Below are 14,639 nucleotides of genomic sequence, written 5' to 3' on the forward strand. Positions count from 1 at the left end.
CCCCGGCTTCCGCGACTCCCGTCACTCCCCACCCACGCCCGGGTGCCCCCGCTCCCGTCACTCCCCACCCACCCCCGGGTGCCCCCGCTCCCGCTGCTCCCCGCCCACCCCCGGGTGCCCCCGCTCCCGCTGCTCCCCGCCCACCCCCGGCTTCCCCGCTCCCGCTGCTCCCCGCCCACCCCCGCCCACACTCCCGTGTGGGCAATCGTCCCGCAGGGCGGGACGGGTGGGCACACGGGACGAGGGCGCCCTGGCGGGCGCGTCCGCCCCGACCGCCCCGCACCACGGGCGCGGCGCCCGGACAGGCCCCGCCCCCTGGGCGCGGCCCCCCCGGACAAGACCCCGCACCCCGGCCGCGGCGCCCCGCACGACCGGCCGCACCCCGGGCCCCTACCCTGGCCCCATGCCCCACCGCGAGGAACGCGAAATCCACACCCCCGCCGAGTTCGACGAGGTCATCGCCCGCGGCTCCCTCCAAGGCCACCGCGTCCAGTCCGTGGACCTCACCGACCGCACCTTCGCCCTGCTCTCCACCTCCACCACCGGCGCCGTCTTCCTCGGCTGCGAGCTCCAGCCCGAGGCCGCCGCCAAGGTCCGCGCCGACGGGGCCCTCGTCTTCCCACCCGTACCGGAGCTGCCGTTCGACCCGTACCGCGCCCACCTCTACTCCCCCGCCGAACTGTTCGACCACGTCGAGGACGAGGGGTACGAGGCGACGCCCGACTTCCTCGCGTACGACTGGTTCCAGCAGACCAAGGCCGACGGCGACATCTTCGCGTCGATGCTCCGCTCCATCCACGACGACGCCATCTCCGACGCCCTCGACGAACTCCTCGTCGGCACCCGCGTCGTCGGCGTCATGGGCGGCCACGCGATGGGCCGCGGCACCGACGCGTACGCCGGGGCGGCCCGGCTCGGCCGCGCGCTGGCCCGCGACGGGCTGACCGTGGCGACCGGCGGCGGCCCCGGCGCGATGGAGGCCGCGAACCTCGGCGCGTACACCGCCCCGCACGCCGACGACGTCCTGGACGAGGCGCTCGAACTCCTCGCCAAGGCGCCCTCCTTCACCCCGTCGATCACCGACTGGGCGCGCGCCGCCTTCGAGGTGCGCTCCCGCTGGCCGAAGGGCGGCGACTCGGTCGGCATCCCCACGTGGTTCTACGGCCACGAGCCGCCGAACCCCTTCGCAGGCCACATCGCCAAGTACTTCTCCAACGCCACCCGCGAGGACGGCCTGCTCGCCCGCTGCGACGCCGGTGTGATCTTCCTGCCGGGCGCGGCCGGCACGGTGCAGGAGATCTTCGACAACTCGACCCCGAACTACTACGAGTCGCGTGGGGGTCCCCCCAGCCGAAGGCGAGGGGGAGAGCCCACCCCCATGGTCCTGGTGAACCGCGCCCACTGGACGGAGCGCCTCCCCGCCTGGCCCCTGCTCCAGGCCCTGGCCGCCGAGCGCCCGATGGCGGCGCGGATCGCCCTGGTCGACTCCATCGACGAGGCCCCGGAGGCGCTCCGCCGTCTGAGCTGAAGCACCGGGTCGCAGGAAGCAACTTCGACGGCCGATCCCACGTCTGGCAGTCCGTACCGCCTCCTGCCTCCCGGAACGGAGCCACTCCGTGCTCATAGGACTGCTGACCGCCGTCGCCGCCTCGATCTGTTACGGCACGGGCTCCGTGCTGCAGGCCGTCGGCTCGCGCAAGTCCGCGCGGCGCGAGGCAGCCGCCTCCGGACAGTTCACCGGCCGCGGCGGGCCGAGCCTCGCGTCGACCGCGAAGGCGGCGACGACCTGGGAGTTCGTCGTCGGTACGGTCCTGGACTTCATCGGCTTCGGCCTCGGCGCGCTCGCCGCCCGGATGCTGCCGCTCTTCCTGTCCCAGACCGTGATCAGCGCGAACCTGGTCATCACGGCGGTCCTGAGCGTCCGGCTGCTCGGCATCCGGCTGAGCCGCGCGGAGTGGACCTCGATCGGGGTGGTCTGCTCCGCCCTGGTGCTGCTGGCCACCGCGGCCGGCCCCGAGGGCAGCGGGCACACCCCGATCGCCACGCACTGGTGGCTGCTCGCGATCTCGCTGCTCCTGATGGCCGGCGGCACCGTTGTCGTACGTCTCCTGGGCGCGCGGGCGGCGATCCTTGCCGGTCTGCTCTCGGGGCTCGGCTTCGGCGCGCTCGGCGTGGGCGTACGCATCCTCAACGGCATCGACCCCTTCGACCTCGGAGCGCTCCTCACCGACCCGGCGCTGTACGCGATCCTCGTCGCCGGAATCGGCGGCATGTACCTGCACACCGTCGCGCTGCAGATCGGCTCGGTCAACGGAGCGACGGCGGCGCTCGTGGTCGGCGAGACCGTACTCCCCGGGATGATCGGGGTGTGGTGGCTCGGCGACACCTCCCGCCCGGGCTTCGCCTGGCTGGCCGTCCTCGGCTTCCTCCTGGCGGTCGCGGGCGCGGTCGCGGTGGCCTGGTACGGCGCCCCGGAGGCCCACGGCGCGGAACCGGCGGCACCGGACGACGAGCCGGCACCCGCCCCACGGGAGCCCGCCGGCTCGGGCGCTCCCCGATAAGCCCCCGCTAGTCCGCGAGGACCACCACCTCGTCCGCCGCGAACGTCACCCCCACCTCAGCCCCCACCTCCGGGGCGTCCCGCAGGGCGCGCTCGGCCTCCAGGGGCGGGCCTTCGGCCGGGCGGAGGAGGACGGCGACGTGCGTGCCCCGGAACGTACGGGACTCGACGACGCAAGCAAGGCCGTCCGCCGGGGCCACGAGCCGGACGCCCGCCGGGCGGACGAGGACCTCCCGCGCGCCCTGGGGCGAGCCGTCGGGCACCGGGACCTTGCCCCACGGGGTCTCGGCGGCGGCGCCGCTCACCGTGCCGGGCACGATGTTGTCGAAGCCGAGGAACCGGGCCACGAACGCGGAGGCCGGGTGCCGCCAGACGTCGAGGGGCGTCCCGGACTGGGCGATCCGGCCGTCGCGCATCACCACGACCCGGTCGGCGAGCGCGAAGGCCTCGCCCTGGTCGTGCGTGACGGCGAGCACGGTCGTACCCAACTGGCGGAAGAGGGCGCGTAGTTCGACGACGAGCCGTTCCCGAAGGCCGCGGTCGAGCTGGCCGAGCGGCTCGTCCAGCATCAGCAGCCGGGGCCGGGGCGCGAGCGCCCGGGCGAGCGCCACGCGCTGCTGCTCGCCGCCGGAGAGCGCGGCGACGGCCCGGCGCGCGGCCCCGGGCAGCCCGACGAGCTCCAGCAACTCCCGTACGCGTACGTCCTGTTCGGCCTTGGACACGCCCCGCATGCGCAGCCCGAAGGCGACGTTGGAGCCGACGTCCCGCTGCGGGAAGAGCTGGTGGTCCTGGAACATCAGGCCGACCCCGCGCCGGTGCACGGGCACGCCCGCCTGGTCCGCGCCGTCGAGCCGGACCCGCCCGCCGTCGAGCGCCTGGAGTCCGGCGACGGCCCGCAGCAGCGTGGACTTGCCGCTGCCGCTCGGGCCGAGCACGCACACGATCTCGTGGTCGGCCACCTTCAGGTCCACGGAGTCGAGCACGGCCCGTTCCCCGAACCGTACGGTCACGTCCTCGAAGTGCAGCATCAGAACTCCCCGGAGCCGGAGGTGGTCCGGTCGACACGGAGCCGTTCGAGGAGCAGCAGGGACACCGCGCACACCACCATCAGAATCGTCGAAAGGGCCATGGCCTGGCCGTAGTTGAGCGCACCGGGCCGACCGAGCAGCCGGGCGACGGCGACGGGCAGCGTCGGGTTGTCGGGCCGGGCGATGAAGACCGTCGCGCCGAACTCGCCCAGCGAGACGGCGAAGGCGAACCCGGCCGCGATGAGCACCGCCCGCCGCACCAGCGGCAGATCGACCTCGCGCCAGGCCCGCAGCGGCGAGGCCCCGAGCACGGCCGCCGCCTCCCGCAGCCGCTCGTCCACCGCGCGCAGCACGGGCAGCATCGTCCGTACGACGAAGGGGACGCCGACGAGCGCCTGCGCGAGCGGGACGAGGATCCAGCTGGCCCGCAGGTCGAACGGCGGCTCGTCCAGGGTGATCAGGAAGCCGAAGCCGACCGTGACCGCCGAGACCCCGAGCGGCAGCATCAGCAGGGCGTCGAAGCCACGCACGAGCCGCCCGGCACGCCGGGTGAGCGCGGCGGCCGCGAGTCCGCCGATGAGCAGCGCGAGGGCGGTGGCGACGACCGCGTACCGCAGGGAGTTCCCGATCGTGTCGACCATGGGCACGAGGAAGGTGCCGGAGGGGTCGACGGACTGGAGGGCCCGGTAGTAGTCGAGCCCGTACCCGTCGGGGGTGGCGAAGGACCGCTCGATCAGCACGGCGAGCGGCAGCACGAGCAGCAGGACGATCGAGACGAGGACGCCCGCGAAGAGCGCCCACGCGCCGATCCCCCGGGGCCGGCGCGCGGTCTGCTCGGGCGGGACGAGCTTCAGGGCCGTCTCCCGCCGCCGTACCGTCCGGGCGTGCACGGCGAGGACGATGCCGACGGCGACGAACTGGACGATCGTGAGGACGGCGGCCGTCGTCAGGTCGAAGCGGTCGACCGTCTGCCGGTAGATCTCCGTCTCCAGGGTGGAGTACGCCGGTCCGCCGAGGATCTGGACGACGGCGAAGGAGCCGGCGGTGAAGAGGAAGACCATCAGCGCGGCCGCGGCGACGGCGGGGGCGAGCGCGGGCAGCGTCACCGTCCGCCACGCCCGGAACCGGGAGGCGCCGAGGACGCGGGCGGCCTCCTCCTGGCGGGGGTCGAGCTGCGCCCACAGTCCGCCGACGGTCCGGACGACGACGGCGTAGTTGAAGAAGACGTGCGCGAGGAGGATGGCCCAGACGGTGGTGTCCAGGCGGACGCCCCACAGCTCGTCGAGGAGCCCGCCGCGGCCGACGAGCGCCAGGAACGCCGTGCCGACCATGACGGTCGGCATCACGAAGGGCACGGTGACGACGGCGCGCAGCAGCCCCTTGCCGGGGAAGTCGAAGCGCGCGAAGACGTACGCGCCGGGCAGCGCGATCAGCAGGGTCAGCGCGGTGGAGGCGAGCGCCTGCCAGAGGGTGAACCAGAGGACGTCGAGGATCTCGGGCCGGGTCAGCGTCTCGCCGAACCGGCCGAACTCCCACGCCCCGTCGACCCGCAGCCCGCGCTCGACGATCGAGGCGACGGGCCAGGCGAAGAAGAGCGCGAAGAAGGCGACGGGCACGACCATCAGGCCGAGCCGCGCCGCGCTTCCCCGGCGGTCGGGAACTACTTCAGAACGGTCGAGGACCACGACTGGATCCACTGGTCACGCTTCTCGGCGATCTTCTCGGGCGCCATGGTCTGCGGCTTGTCGATCACCACACCGTGCTGGGTGAACAGCTCGGGCAGCTGCGCGCCCTCGGTCACCGGGTTGACGAACATCTGCAGCGGCATGTCTTCCTGGAACTTCTTGGAGATCAGGAAGTCGATGAGCGCCTTGCCGCCTTCGGGGTTCTTCGCCCCGTTCAGGAGTCCGGCGAACTCGATCTGCCGGAAGCAGGTGCCGGTGGAGACCCCGGTGGGGGCGTCCTTCGGCTGCGGCTCGGAGTAGAGGACCTCGACCGGCGGGCTGGAGGCGTACGAGACGACCAGCGGGCGGTCTCCCTTGGCCTGCTTGCCGCCGGCGGAGCCGGAGAACTCCTGGTTGTAGGCGAGCTCCCAGCTGTCGACGGTCTTCACGCCGTTGGCCTTGAGCTTCGTCCAGTAGTCCTGCCAGCCGTCGTCGCCGTACCGCGCGGCGGTGCCGAGCAGGAAGCCGAGGCCCGGGGAGGACTTCTCGGGGTTCTCGACCACGAGCAGGTTCTTGTACTCCGGCTTGGCCAGGTCGTCGAAGGTCTGCGGGGGCGCGAGCTTCTTGTCGGCGAAGTACTTCTTGTCGTAGTTGACGCAGATGTCGCCCGTGTCGATCGGGGTGACCCGGTGCTCCTTGTCGAGCTTCGTCTCGGGCAGGACCCGGTCGAGCCCCTTCGCCTCGTACGGGACGAAGATCCCGTTGTCGAGCGCGCGGGAGAGCAGGGTGTTGTCGACGCCGAAGAAGACGTCGCCCTGCGGGGAGCCCTTGGTCAGGATCTCCTTGTTGACGGCGACGCCCGCGTCACCGCTCTTGAGGACCTTGACGGTGAAGCCGGTCTGCTTGGTGAACTCCGCCAGGACCTCCTTGGAGGCGTTGAAGGAGTCGTGACTCACGAGGGTCACGGTCTTCGGCGCGGGCTCACCGCTCTTGCCCGCCGCGTCGCGGATGTCCTCGGTACCGCACGCGGCGAGCGTCGTGACGCCCAGCGCGGCGGCGATCGCCGCAGCGACCATCTTCTTGGTGCTCACTGAAATTCCTCCTGGGTGTGACCAGGAAGAGACGCGGCCCTGCCCACCGGGAGGTGGGCAGGGCGCAACAGCTCGAGTTGCGACCGAACTTCCTACCCAGAATGACCTGGGCGAGGTTCAGAGGGTCTGCGGTCCGATGACCGCACTCTCAGCGCTGTGGCGCTCCCCTGTCGGAATATGGAGATGTGTTCGAGCACAGACTACAAGGTCAGCGCTCCGAGGCCGCCAGCTGTCCACAGGCACCGTCGATCTCCTGCCCGCGGGTGTCACGGACGGTGACCGGAACACCGTGGGCGGCGATGGCCTCGACGAAGGCCTTCTCGTCCTCGGGCCGGGACGCGGTCCACTTGGACCCGGGCGTCGGGTTCAGCGGAATCAGGTTCACATGGACCCGCTTGCCCTTGAGCAGCCGCCCGAGCAGGTCGCCCCGCCAGGCCTGGTCGTTGATGTCGCGGATCAGGGCGTACTCGATGGAGATCCGGCGGCCGGACTTCTCGGCGTACTCCCACGCGGCGTCGAGGACCTCGCGGACCTTCCAGCGGGTGTTGACGGGCACGAGGGTGTCGCGCAGCTCGTCGTCGGGGGCGTGCAGCGAGACGGCGAGCCGGCACTTGAAGCCCTCGTCGGCGAAGCGCAGCATCGCGGGCACGAGGCCCACGGTGGAGACGGTGATCCCGCGCTGCGACAGCCCGAGCCCGTCCGGCTCGGGGTCGGTGAGCCGCCGGATGGCACCGACGACCCGCTTGTAGTTGGCGAGCGGCTCGCCCATGCCCATGAAGACGATGTTGCTGAGCCGCGCGGGCCCACCGGGCACCTCGCCGTCCCGCAGGGCGCGCATCCCGTCGACGATCTGGTGCACGATCTCGGCCGTCGACAGGTTCCGGTCGAGCCCGGCCTGCCCGGTGGCGCAGAACGGACAGTTCATCCCGCAGCCGGCCTGCGAGGAGATGCACATGGTGACCCGGTCCGGGTACCGCATGAGCACGGACTCGACGAGCGTGCCGTCGTGCAGCTTCCACAGGGTCTTACGGGTGGTGTCGTCGTCGCACGAGATGTGCCGGACCACGGACATAAGGTCGGGCAGCAGCTCCCCCTGCAACTTCTCGCGGGAGCCGGCGGGGATGTCGGTCCACTCGGCGGGGTCGTGGGCGTACCGCGCGAAGTAGTGGGTGGACAGCTGCTTGGCGCGGAACGGCTTCTCGCCGATCGCGGCGACGGCCTCCTTGCGCTCGGCGGGCGTGAGGTCGGCAAGGTGCCGCGGCGGCTTCTTGGCTCCGCGGGGCGCGACGAAAGTGAGTTCTCCGGGCTTGGGCATGGTCCTACCAGTGTCGCAGAGGAACGGAGAAGGGCCCGACGAATGGGGGCACCCCCATAGCCCCGGAGGGGCTATGGGGGAGGACAACGGGCGCTTCACCTACAAATTCGCAGGTCAGGTGGTGCCGACGAAGACGACCAACAGCAGCCAGACCACCGGAGCCGTAGGCAGCAGGGAGTCCAGGCGGTCCATGATGCCGCCGTGACCGGGCAGGAGCGTGCCCATGTCCTTGATGCCGAGGTCGCGCTTGATCATCGACTCGCCGAGGTCGCCGAGCGTCGCGCTCGCCGCCACCGCGAGGCCGAGCAGCAGGCCCTGCCACCACGAGCCGTCGTCGATCAGGAACTCCATGCACAGCGCGCCCGCCGCCATCGCGAACGTGACCGCTCCGAGCAGGCCCTCGCGGGTCTTGCCGGGGCTGATCCGCGGTGCCAGCTTGTGCTTGCCGAAGCGCCAGCCGATCGCGTACGCGCCGGTGTCGCTGACGACCGTGAGCAGCAGGAACGTGAGGACCCGCTCCGCACCGTCGTCGGCGGTGAGCATCAGCGCCACGAACGTCGCCAGGAACGGCACGTAGAACGCGGCGAAGACGCCCGCCGTGACGTCCTTCAGATAGCCCTCGGGCGGCTCCGTCATGCGCCACACGAGGACCGCGAGGGCGGTCAGGGCCATGGCGACCCAGGCCCCCTCCGCTCCGCGGACGTAACCGGCCACGACCATCGCCGCGCCACCGACCGCCAGCGGGACGAGCGGGGCCTTGATGCCCTTGCGCTCCTGGAGGCGGGAGGTGAGCTCCCACAGGCCGACGACGACGGCGACCGCTATGACGCCGACGAACGCGGCCTTCCAGATGAAGAGGGACGCGATGATGACGGCGCCGAGCCCGACCCCGACTCCTATGGCCGCGCCCAGGTCGCGCCCCGCGCTCTTCTTCTGCGGGGAAGCGGGCCGGTTCGGGCTGGACATGGGCTCCTGCGGGTGCTCGTTCGGCGTCTCGTCACGGAACAGGGGACCGCTCGGCTGAGCGGCCCCCCGGTCGTGGTCGTCCTGGTGATCGCCGGCGGGGACGTCGGGCACGATGGGCATGGGCCGAGTCTGCGCCGCCTGCAGCCCATCGTATGCGGGACCCGCCGGGGCAGGCCCCTGGTCGGGCCCCCAGTAGCCGGAACCGGCCGGGGCCCCCCAGGAAGAGTCGTTCATCAGACCTCGAGCAGCTCGGCTTCCTTGTGCTTGAGCAGCTCGTCCACCTGCGCGACGTACTTCGCGGTGGTGTCGTCGAGCTCCTTCTCCGCGCGCCGGCCCTCGTCCTCGCCGACCTCGCCGTCCTTGACCAGCTTGTCGATGGTCTCCTTGGCCTTGCGGCGGACGGAACGGATGGAGATCTTGGAGTCCTCGGCCTTGCCCTTGGCCACCTTGATGTACTCGCGGCGGCGCTCCTCCGTCAGCTCGGGGAACACCACACGGATGATGTTGCCGTCGTTGCTCGGGTTGACGCCGAGGTCGGAGTCGCGGATCGCCTGCTCGATGTTGCGCAGCGCGCTCTTGTCGAACGGGGTCACGACAGCCATGCGCGGCTCGGGAACCGAGAACGACGCCAGCTGATTGATCGGCGTGATCGCACCGTAGTAGTCGGCCACGATCTTGTTGAACATCGCCGGGTGCGCACGCCCGGTGCGGATCGCGGCGAAGTCCTCCTTGGCGACCACGACGGCCTTCTCCATCTTCTCCTCGGCCTCGAGGAGGGTCTCTTCGATCACCACTTGCTCCTGCGTGTCGTCGCGTCTTGTCCTGCACGGTTTTGCGACCGGCAGGGCTCTGTCCGTCCCCTCGCGGGGAGGTACCCGGTTCGAGCCGAGGCTCAGGCCCGGGTGCCCTGGTCGCTCACGAGAGTGCCGATCTTCTCACCCTTCACCGCGCGCGCGATATTGCCCTCGGCGAGCAGTTCGAAGACGAGGATCGGGAGATTGTTGTCGCGGCACAGGGTGATGGCGGTGGCGTCGGCGACCTTGAGGTCGCGGGAGAGCACCTCGCCGTACTCCAGCGCGTCGAACTTGACCGCGTCGGGGTTGGTCTTCGGATCGGAGTCGTAGACCCCGTCGACGCCGTTCTTGCCCATGAGCAGGGCCTCGGCGTCGATCTCCAGGGCGCGCTGGGCGGCCGTGGTGTCGGTGGAGAAGTACGGCATGCCCATACCGGCGCCGAAGATGACCACGCGGCCCTTCTCCAGGTGGCGCACGGCCCGCAGCGGGATGTACGGCTCCGCGACCTGCCCCATGGTGATGGCGGTCTGGACGCGGGAGTCGATGCCCTCCTTCTCCAGGAAGTCCTGGAGGGCGAGGCAGTTCATGACGGTGCCGAGCATGCCCATGTAGTCGGAGCGGGCCCGGTCCATGCCGCGTACCTGCAGTTCGGCGCCGCGGAAGAAGTTGCCGCCGCCGATGACGATCGCGATCTCCGCGCCGTCGCGGACGACTGCGGCGATCTCGCGTGCGATCTTGTGCACGACGTCGGGGTCGACGCCGAGACCGCCGCCTCCGGCGAATGCCTCGCCGGACAGCTTCAGCATGAAGCGGCCGGCCTTTTTGCCGTGGTTGTCGTCGCCCTGTACGGCGCTCTGGTTCATGGAGATCTCCTCGTGCACATACGACGAAGGCCATTGCCGGTGGGTCCTTGCGGTTTCCCGTACGGCAATGGCCTCCTCGTCAGATCTGCGGTCGTCCTGCGCGAGCGCGGACGACTGCTTCAGACCCTACCGGGGTCCGGTGTCCGTCGCGTACGGACTCAGATGCCGACCTTGATGCGCGTGAAGCGCTTCAGGGTGACGCCGGCTTCCTTCAGGATCTGCTCGACGGACTTCTTGTTGTCGAGCGCGTACGGCTGACCGAGCAGCGTGGCGTCCTTGAAGAAGCCGTTGACGCGACCCTCGACGATCTTCGGGAGCGCGGCCTCGGGCTTGCCCTCGGCGCGGGTGGTCTCCTCGGCGACGCGGCGCTCGGACTCGACGACCTCGGCCGGGACGTCCTCACGAGTGAGGTACTTCGGCGCGAAGGCGGCGATGTGCTGCGCGACGCCCTTGGCGACCTCGGCGTTCGGCTTGTCGAACTCGACGAGGACACCGATCTGCGGGGGCAGGTCGGGCATCGTGCGGTGCATGTAGGCGTAGACGGAGCCGTCCGCGTACTGCGCGAAGCGGTCGAGGACGATCTTCTCGCCGAGGTTGGCGTTGGCCTCGTCCACGAAGGCCTGCACGGTCTTGCCGGCCTCGATCTCGGAGGCGAGCAGCGCCTCCAGGTCGGCCGGGTTGGTGGCGGCGACGTGCGCGGCCAGCTGGTTGGCGACGGCCTGGAACTTCTCGCCCTTGGCGACGAAGTCCGTCTCGCACTTCAGCTCGACGAGGACACCGGAGGTGTTGTCGTCGGCGATGAGGGAGACGACGGCGCCGTTCTCGGCAGAGCGGCCCTCGCGCTTGGCGACGCCCTTCTGGCCCTTGATGCGCAGGGCCTCGACGGCCTTGTCGACGTTGCCGTCGGCCTCGTCCAGGGCCTTCTTGCAGTCCATCATGCCGGCGCCGGTGAGCTCACGGAGCTTCTTGACGTCAGCGGCGGTGTAGTTCGCCATGAGTCTGAGTTTCTCTCTCGAAGTCTGAAAGATCTACGGGTGGACGGCGGGGGCTTTGTGGGCCCCCGCCGTCGACATCCGAAACAACCAACCGGACCTGACCTGTGCGGTCAGGCCGTGGGTCAGGCCTGCTCGGCCTCGGCGGCCGGAGCCTCGGCGACCTCGGCGACGACCTCGGCGGCCTCCGCGTCGGCGACCTTCTCGGTCTCGGCGGAGGTCTGGACCTCGGCCTCGTCAGCCTTCTTCTCACCCTCGAGCAGGTCGCGCTCCCACTCGGCGAGCGGCTCGCCGGCGGCCTTCTCGCCCGGCTTCGAGTCGCCGGTCGCGGCGCCGGAGCGGGCGATGAGGCCCTCGGCGACGGCGTCGGCGATCACGCGGGTGAGCAGGGTGACGGAGCGGATCGCGTCGTCGTTGCCGGGGATCTTGTAGTCGACCTCGTCGGGGTCGCAGTTGGTGTCGAGGATCGCGACGACCGGGATGTGGAGCTTGCGCGCCTCACCGACGGCGATGTGCTCCTTCTTGGTGTCGACGATCCAGACGGCGCTCGGCACCTTCTGCATCTCGCGGATACCACCGAGGGTCTTCTCCAGCTTGGCCTTCTCGCGGGAGAGGACCAGGAGCTCCTTCTTGGTGAGGCCGGAGGCGGCCACATCCTCGAAGTCGATCTGCTCGAGCTCCTTGAGGCGCTGCAGACGCTTGTAGACGGTGGAGAAGTTGGTGAGCATGCCACCGAGCCAACGCTGGTTGACGTACGGCATGCCGACACGCGTCGCCTGCTCGGCGATGGCCTCCTGGGCCTGCTTCTTCGTACCGACGAACATGATGGAGCCGCCGTGGGCGACGGTCTCCTTGACGAACTCGTAGGCGCGGTCGATGTACGACAGCGACTGGAGCAGGTCGATGATGTAGATGCCGTTGCGCTCCGTGAAGATGAAGCGCTTCATCTTCGGGTTCCAACGACGGGTCTGGTGACCGAAGTGGACGCCGCTCTCCAGCAGCTCCCGCATCGTGACGACGGCCATGGCCGTATCTCCTTGTGTTTCTCGGTTATGTCCTGACGCCCCGACGCGCCGTGCCACGAGGGACCGAAAAGGCGCTGCCACGACCTGTGAGGGCTGTGTGGCGGGGCGTGCGAAGTCGACCCGGTGACCCGGATCGCCATAGGAAGTGTACGGGACCCTGCGGGTGCCGGGTGACGACGCTGTCCACAACCAGCCGGTTGTCCACAGAAACCGACCATGATCGGCAGGAATCGGGCGGGTGCGGGACGGTGTCGCCATGCATCTGACGACACTGCTTCTCGCCCTGGCCCTGCTGTGGCCCCCGAGCGCGCCGATGCGGTCCCCGAGCGCGCCGCCGGTGGCCCTGACCTGGCCGCTCGGCCCGCCGCGCCCGGAGATCGTGCGCGGCTGGGAGCCTCCGGCCGGTCCGTACGCGGCCGGTCACCGCGGTCTCGACCTGGCGGCCCCGGTGGGCGCCCCGGTCCGCGCGGCGGCGTCGGGCGTGGTCACGTTCGCGGGCCACGTGGCCGGCCGGGGCGTCCTCACCCTCACCCTGCCGGGCACCGGAGACCCGCCCCTGCGCACCACCTACGAACCGGTGGAGCCCCTGGTCGCGGCGGGCACGAAGGTCACCCGGGGTGACCCGGTGGCCACCCTCGCGCCCCCACCGACCGGCGGGGCCGGGGCGCCGGGAGCGGCCGGGGCGGCCCACTGTCCGGAATCCTGCCTGCACTGGGGCCTGCTGCGGGGCGACGCGTACCTGAACCCCTTGCTCCTGCTGCGCCAGGGCCCGTCGAGGCTGCTGCCGGTGACGGGCTTCAGCCGCTGACGCCGCGCAGGGCCATGGCGACGGCGGCCTCGGCGACGGTGTCCGGATCTTCGGCCGCGCCCAGTTCGATACGGCGGACAGCGGCGTCCACGACGCCCTGGAGGAGCATGGCGCCGAGGCGGGGCTGGGACTGGCCCAGGTCGACGAGGGCCTCGACGATCATGGTGACGAGGCCGCCGTGGGCGGCGCGGATCTTCTCGCGGGCGCCCTGGTCGAGCTCGCTCGCGGAGATCGCGACGACCGCCCGGTGGCGCCGGTCCCCGACGAGCTCCAGCTGCTTGCGCACATACGCCTCGACCTTGCCCTCAGGCGTGTCGGCGCGGGCCATCGCCGTCTCGACCTCGGCCGCCCAGACGGGGAAGTCGACGGCGCACAGCTCCTCGACCACGGCCGCGCGCGACCGGAAGTACTCGTACACCGAGGAACGGGCCAGGCCCGTGCGCTCGGCGAGGGCGGGGAAGGTCAGCGCCTCCGTACCGCCCTCGGACAGCAGGGAGCGCGCGGCGTCCAGCAGGGCGCCGCGCTGCATCGTCCGGTGCTCGGCCACCGAGGCCGCTCGAATCCTTGGCACGGCTCCACCATACGACTGGCCGCTCCCGGTCAGCGCCCCACATCGGCCAGCTTGGCGCGCAGCTGCAGGACCGACTTGGTGTGGATCTGGCTGACGCGGCTCTCGGTGACCCCGAGGACATGGCCGATCTCGGCGAGGGTCAGGCCCTCGTAGTAGTAGAGCGTGACCACGGTCTTCTCCCGCTCGGGGAGGGTGTTGATGGCGCGGGCGAGCAGCCTCCGCAGCTCGCGGTCCTCGGCGACCTCGACCGGGTTGTCGGCGGCGGTGTCCTCCAGGGTGTCCATCAGCGAGAGCCGGTCGCCGCCCTCGCCGCCGACATGCAGCAGCTCTTCGAGGGCGACCACGTTCGCCAGGGACAACTGGCTGAAAACCGCGTGCAGTTCCTCCAGGCCGATGCCCATCTCCGCCGCGACCTCGCCCTCGCTCGGGGTGCGCCGCAGCTTGGCCTCCAGGGTGGCGTACGCGCGCTCGACGTTGCGCGCCTTCTGCCGCACGGAGCGGGGGATCCAGTCGAGGGCGCGGAGTTCGTCGATCATCGCGCCCCGGATCCGGGTGATCGCGTAGGTCTCGAACTTGATCGACCGCTCGACGTCGAACTTCTCGATGGCGTCGATCAGTCCGAAGACGCCGGAGGAGACGAAGTCGGCCTGTTCCACATTGGACGGCAGGCCCACGCTGACGCGGCCGGCGACGTACTTCACGAGCGGGGAGTAGTGCAGGATCAGCTGCTCGCGCAGTCGCTCGTCGCCCGTGTCCTTGTAGGACCGCCACAGTTCGTCGAGCGATGTCGGTGCGGGCGGTCGCACGGTGCCCCGGGCTGCTGGGGGCACCGCAGCGCGGTCAGACCCGGAGGTGTGCTGGGGCATGCGTTGCCTTGAGCCGTTCTGCTGGCGGGTTTGTCGGGACGGATGTCCGTCGGGGAACCCTTGCGAGCGTAGCGTGACTGGACGGTCGCGGTCTGC

The 14,639-nt window shown here is 70.9% G+C and carries 14 protein-coding genes and 1 riboswitch; of the genes, 3 read left to right on the forward strand and 11 right to left on the reverse strand.

Annotated features, from left to right (window positions below):
- The first annotated feature begins 403 nt into the window (after positions 1–403).
- Both AB0F56_RS03110 and AB0F56_RS03115 read left to right on the forward strand, forming a co-directional pair.
- Positions 404–1,528 carry a Rossmann fold nucleotide-binding protein gene (locus AB0F56_RS03110; protein WP_362003361.1) on the forward strand — a complete coding sequence of 375 codons (1,125 nt, stop codon included), beginning with the start codon at positions 404–406 and terminating at the stop codon, positions 1,526–1,528.
- Positions 1,529–1,616: 88 nt separating this feature from the next.
- Positions 1,617–2,561 carry a hypothetical protein gene (locus AB0F56_RS03115; RefSeq protein ID WP_362003363.1) on the forward strand — a complete coding sequence of 315 codons (945 nt, stop codon included), beginning with the start codon at positions 1,617–1,619 and terminating at the stop codon, positions 2,559–2,561.
- Positions 2,562–2,568: 7 nt separating this feature from the next.
- Here the strand turns inward: AB0F56_RS03115 and AB0F56_RS03120 are convergent, their stop codons facing one another.
- The 9 genes from AB0F56_RS03120 to rpsB form a co-directional block, all read right to left on the reverse strand.
- Positions 2,569–3,588: an ABC transporter ATP-binding protein gene (locus AB0F56_RS03120; RefSeq protein ID WP_362003365.1), complete on the reverse strand. Its 1,020-nt coding sequence runs from the start codon at positions 3,586–3,588 to the stop codon at positions 2,569–2,571.
- The gene (locus AB0F56_RS03125; RefSeq protein WP_362004010.1) at positions 3,588–5,210 is read right to left on the reverse strand and encodes an iron ABC transporter permease; all 1,623 of its coding nucleotides are present in this window, start codon (positions 5,208–5,210) and stop codon (positions 3,588–3,590) included. The genes AB0F56_RS03120 and AB0F56_RS03125 overlap by 1 nt, the downstream gene beginning before the upstream one ends.
- Positions 5,211–5,248: 38 nt before the next feature.
- Positions 5,249–6,328 carry a thiamine ABC transporter substrate-binding protein gene (locus AB0F56_RS03130; protein WP_362004012.1) on the reverse strand — a complete coding sequence of 360 codons (1,080 nt, stop codon included), beginning with the start codon at positions 6,326–6,328 and terminating at the stop codon, positions 5,249–5,251.
- A gap of 86 nt (positions 6,329–6,414) precedes the next feature.
- Positions 6,415–6,522, reverse strand: a riboswitch (TPP riboswitch).
- Positions 6,523–6,551: 29 nt separating this feature from the next.
- Complete coding sequence (gene rlmN / locus AB0F56_RS03135) at positions 6,552–7,658, reverse strand: 23S rRNA (adenine(2503)-C(2))-methyltransferase RlmN (protein WP_362003367.1); 1,107 nt, start codon at positions 7,656–7,658, stop codon at positions 6,552–6,554.
- 114 nt (positions 7,659–7,772) lie between these two features.
- The gene (locus AB0F56_RS03140; RefSeq protein ID WP_362003369.1) at positions 7,773–8,858 is read right to left on the reverse strand and encodes a phosphatidate cytidylyltransferase; all 1,086 of its coding nucleotides are present in this window, start codon (positions 8,856–8,858) and stop codon (positions 7,773–7,775) included.
- Entirely contained in the window at positions 8,858–9,415 is a 558-nt protein-coding gene (gene frr, locus AB0F56_RS03145; protein ID WP_026057589.1) for a ribosome recycling factor, read from the reverse strand. The genes AB0F56_RS03140 and frr overlap by 1 nt, the downstream gene beginning before the upstream one ends.
- Positions 9,416–9,516: 101 nt before the next feature.
- A complete protein-coding gene (gene pyrH, locus AB0F56_RS03150; RefSeq protein WP_362003371.1) occupies positions 9,517–10,281 on the reverse strand; it encodes a UMP kinase in 765 nt (254 codons plus the stop codon).
- Positions 10,282–10,439: 158 nt separating this feature from the next.
- Positions 10,440–11,276, reverse strand: a complete 837-nt coding sequence (gene tsf, locus AB0F56_RS03155; RefSeq protein ID WP_362003373.1) for a translation elongation factor Ts — start codon at positions 11,274–11,276, stop codon at positions 10,440–10,442.
- Positions 11,277–11,398: 122 nt separating this feature from the next.
- The gene (gene rpsB / locus AB0F56_RS03160) at positions 11,399–12,298 is read right to left on the reverse strand and encodes a 30S ribosomal protein S2 (protein WP_362003375.1); all 900 of its coding nucleotides are present in this window, start codon (positions 12,296–12,298) and stop codon (positions 11,399–11,401) included.
- A 256-nt stretch (positions 12,299–12,554) separates the two neighbouring features.
- Here rpsB and AB0F56_RS03165 point away from each other — a divergent pair, with 256 nt between their 5' ends.
- Complete coding sequence (locus AB0F56_RS03165) at positions 12,555–13,106, forward strand: peptidoglycan DD-metalloendopeptidase family protein (protein WP_362003377.1); 552 nt, start codon at positions 12,555–12,557, stop codon at positions 13,104–13,106.
- On the opposite strand, the gene AB0F56_RS03170 is transcribed toward AB0F56_RS03165, so the two are convergent.
- Positions 13,096–13,653 carry a helix-turn-helix domain-containing protein gene (locus AB0F56_RS03170; RefSeq protein ID WP_362004015.1) on the reverse strand — a complete coding sequence of 186 codons (558 nt, stop codon included), beginning with the start codon at positions 13,651–13,653 and terminating at the stop codon, positions 13,096–13,098. The genes AB0F56_RS03165 and AB0F56_RS03170 overlap by 11 nt on opposite strands.
- Before the next feature lie 53 nt (positions 13,654–13,706).
- Entirely contained in the window at positions 13,707–14,543 is an 837-nt protein-coding gene (whiG, locus tag AB0F56_RS03175; protein ID WP_362003379.1) for an RNA polymerase sigma factor WhiG, read from the reverse strand.
- Positions 14,544–14,639 lie beyond the last annotated feature (96 nt).

The sequence above is a fragment of the Streptomyces sp. NPDC026092 genome, from assembly GCF_040638605.1.
GTDB lineage: Bacteria > Actinomycetota > Actinomycetes > Streptomycetales > Streptomycetaceae > Streptomyces.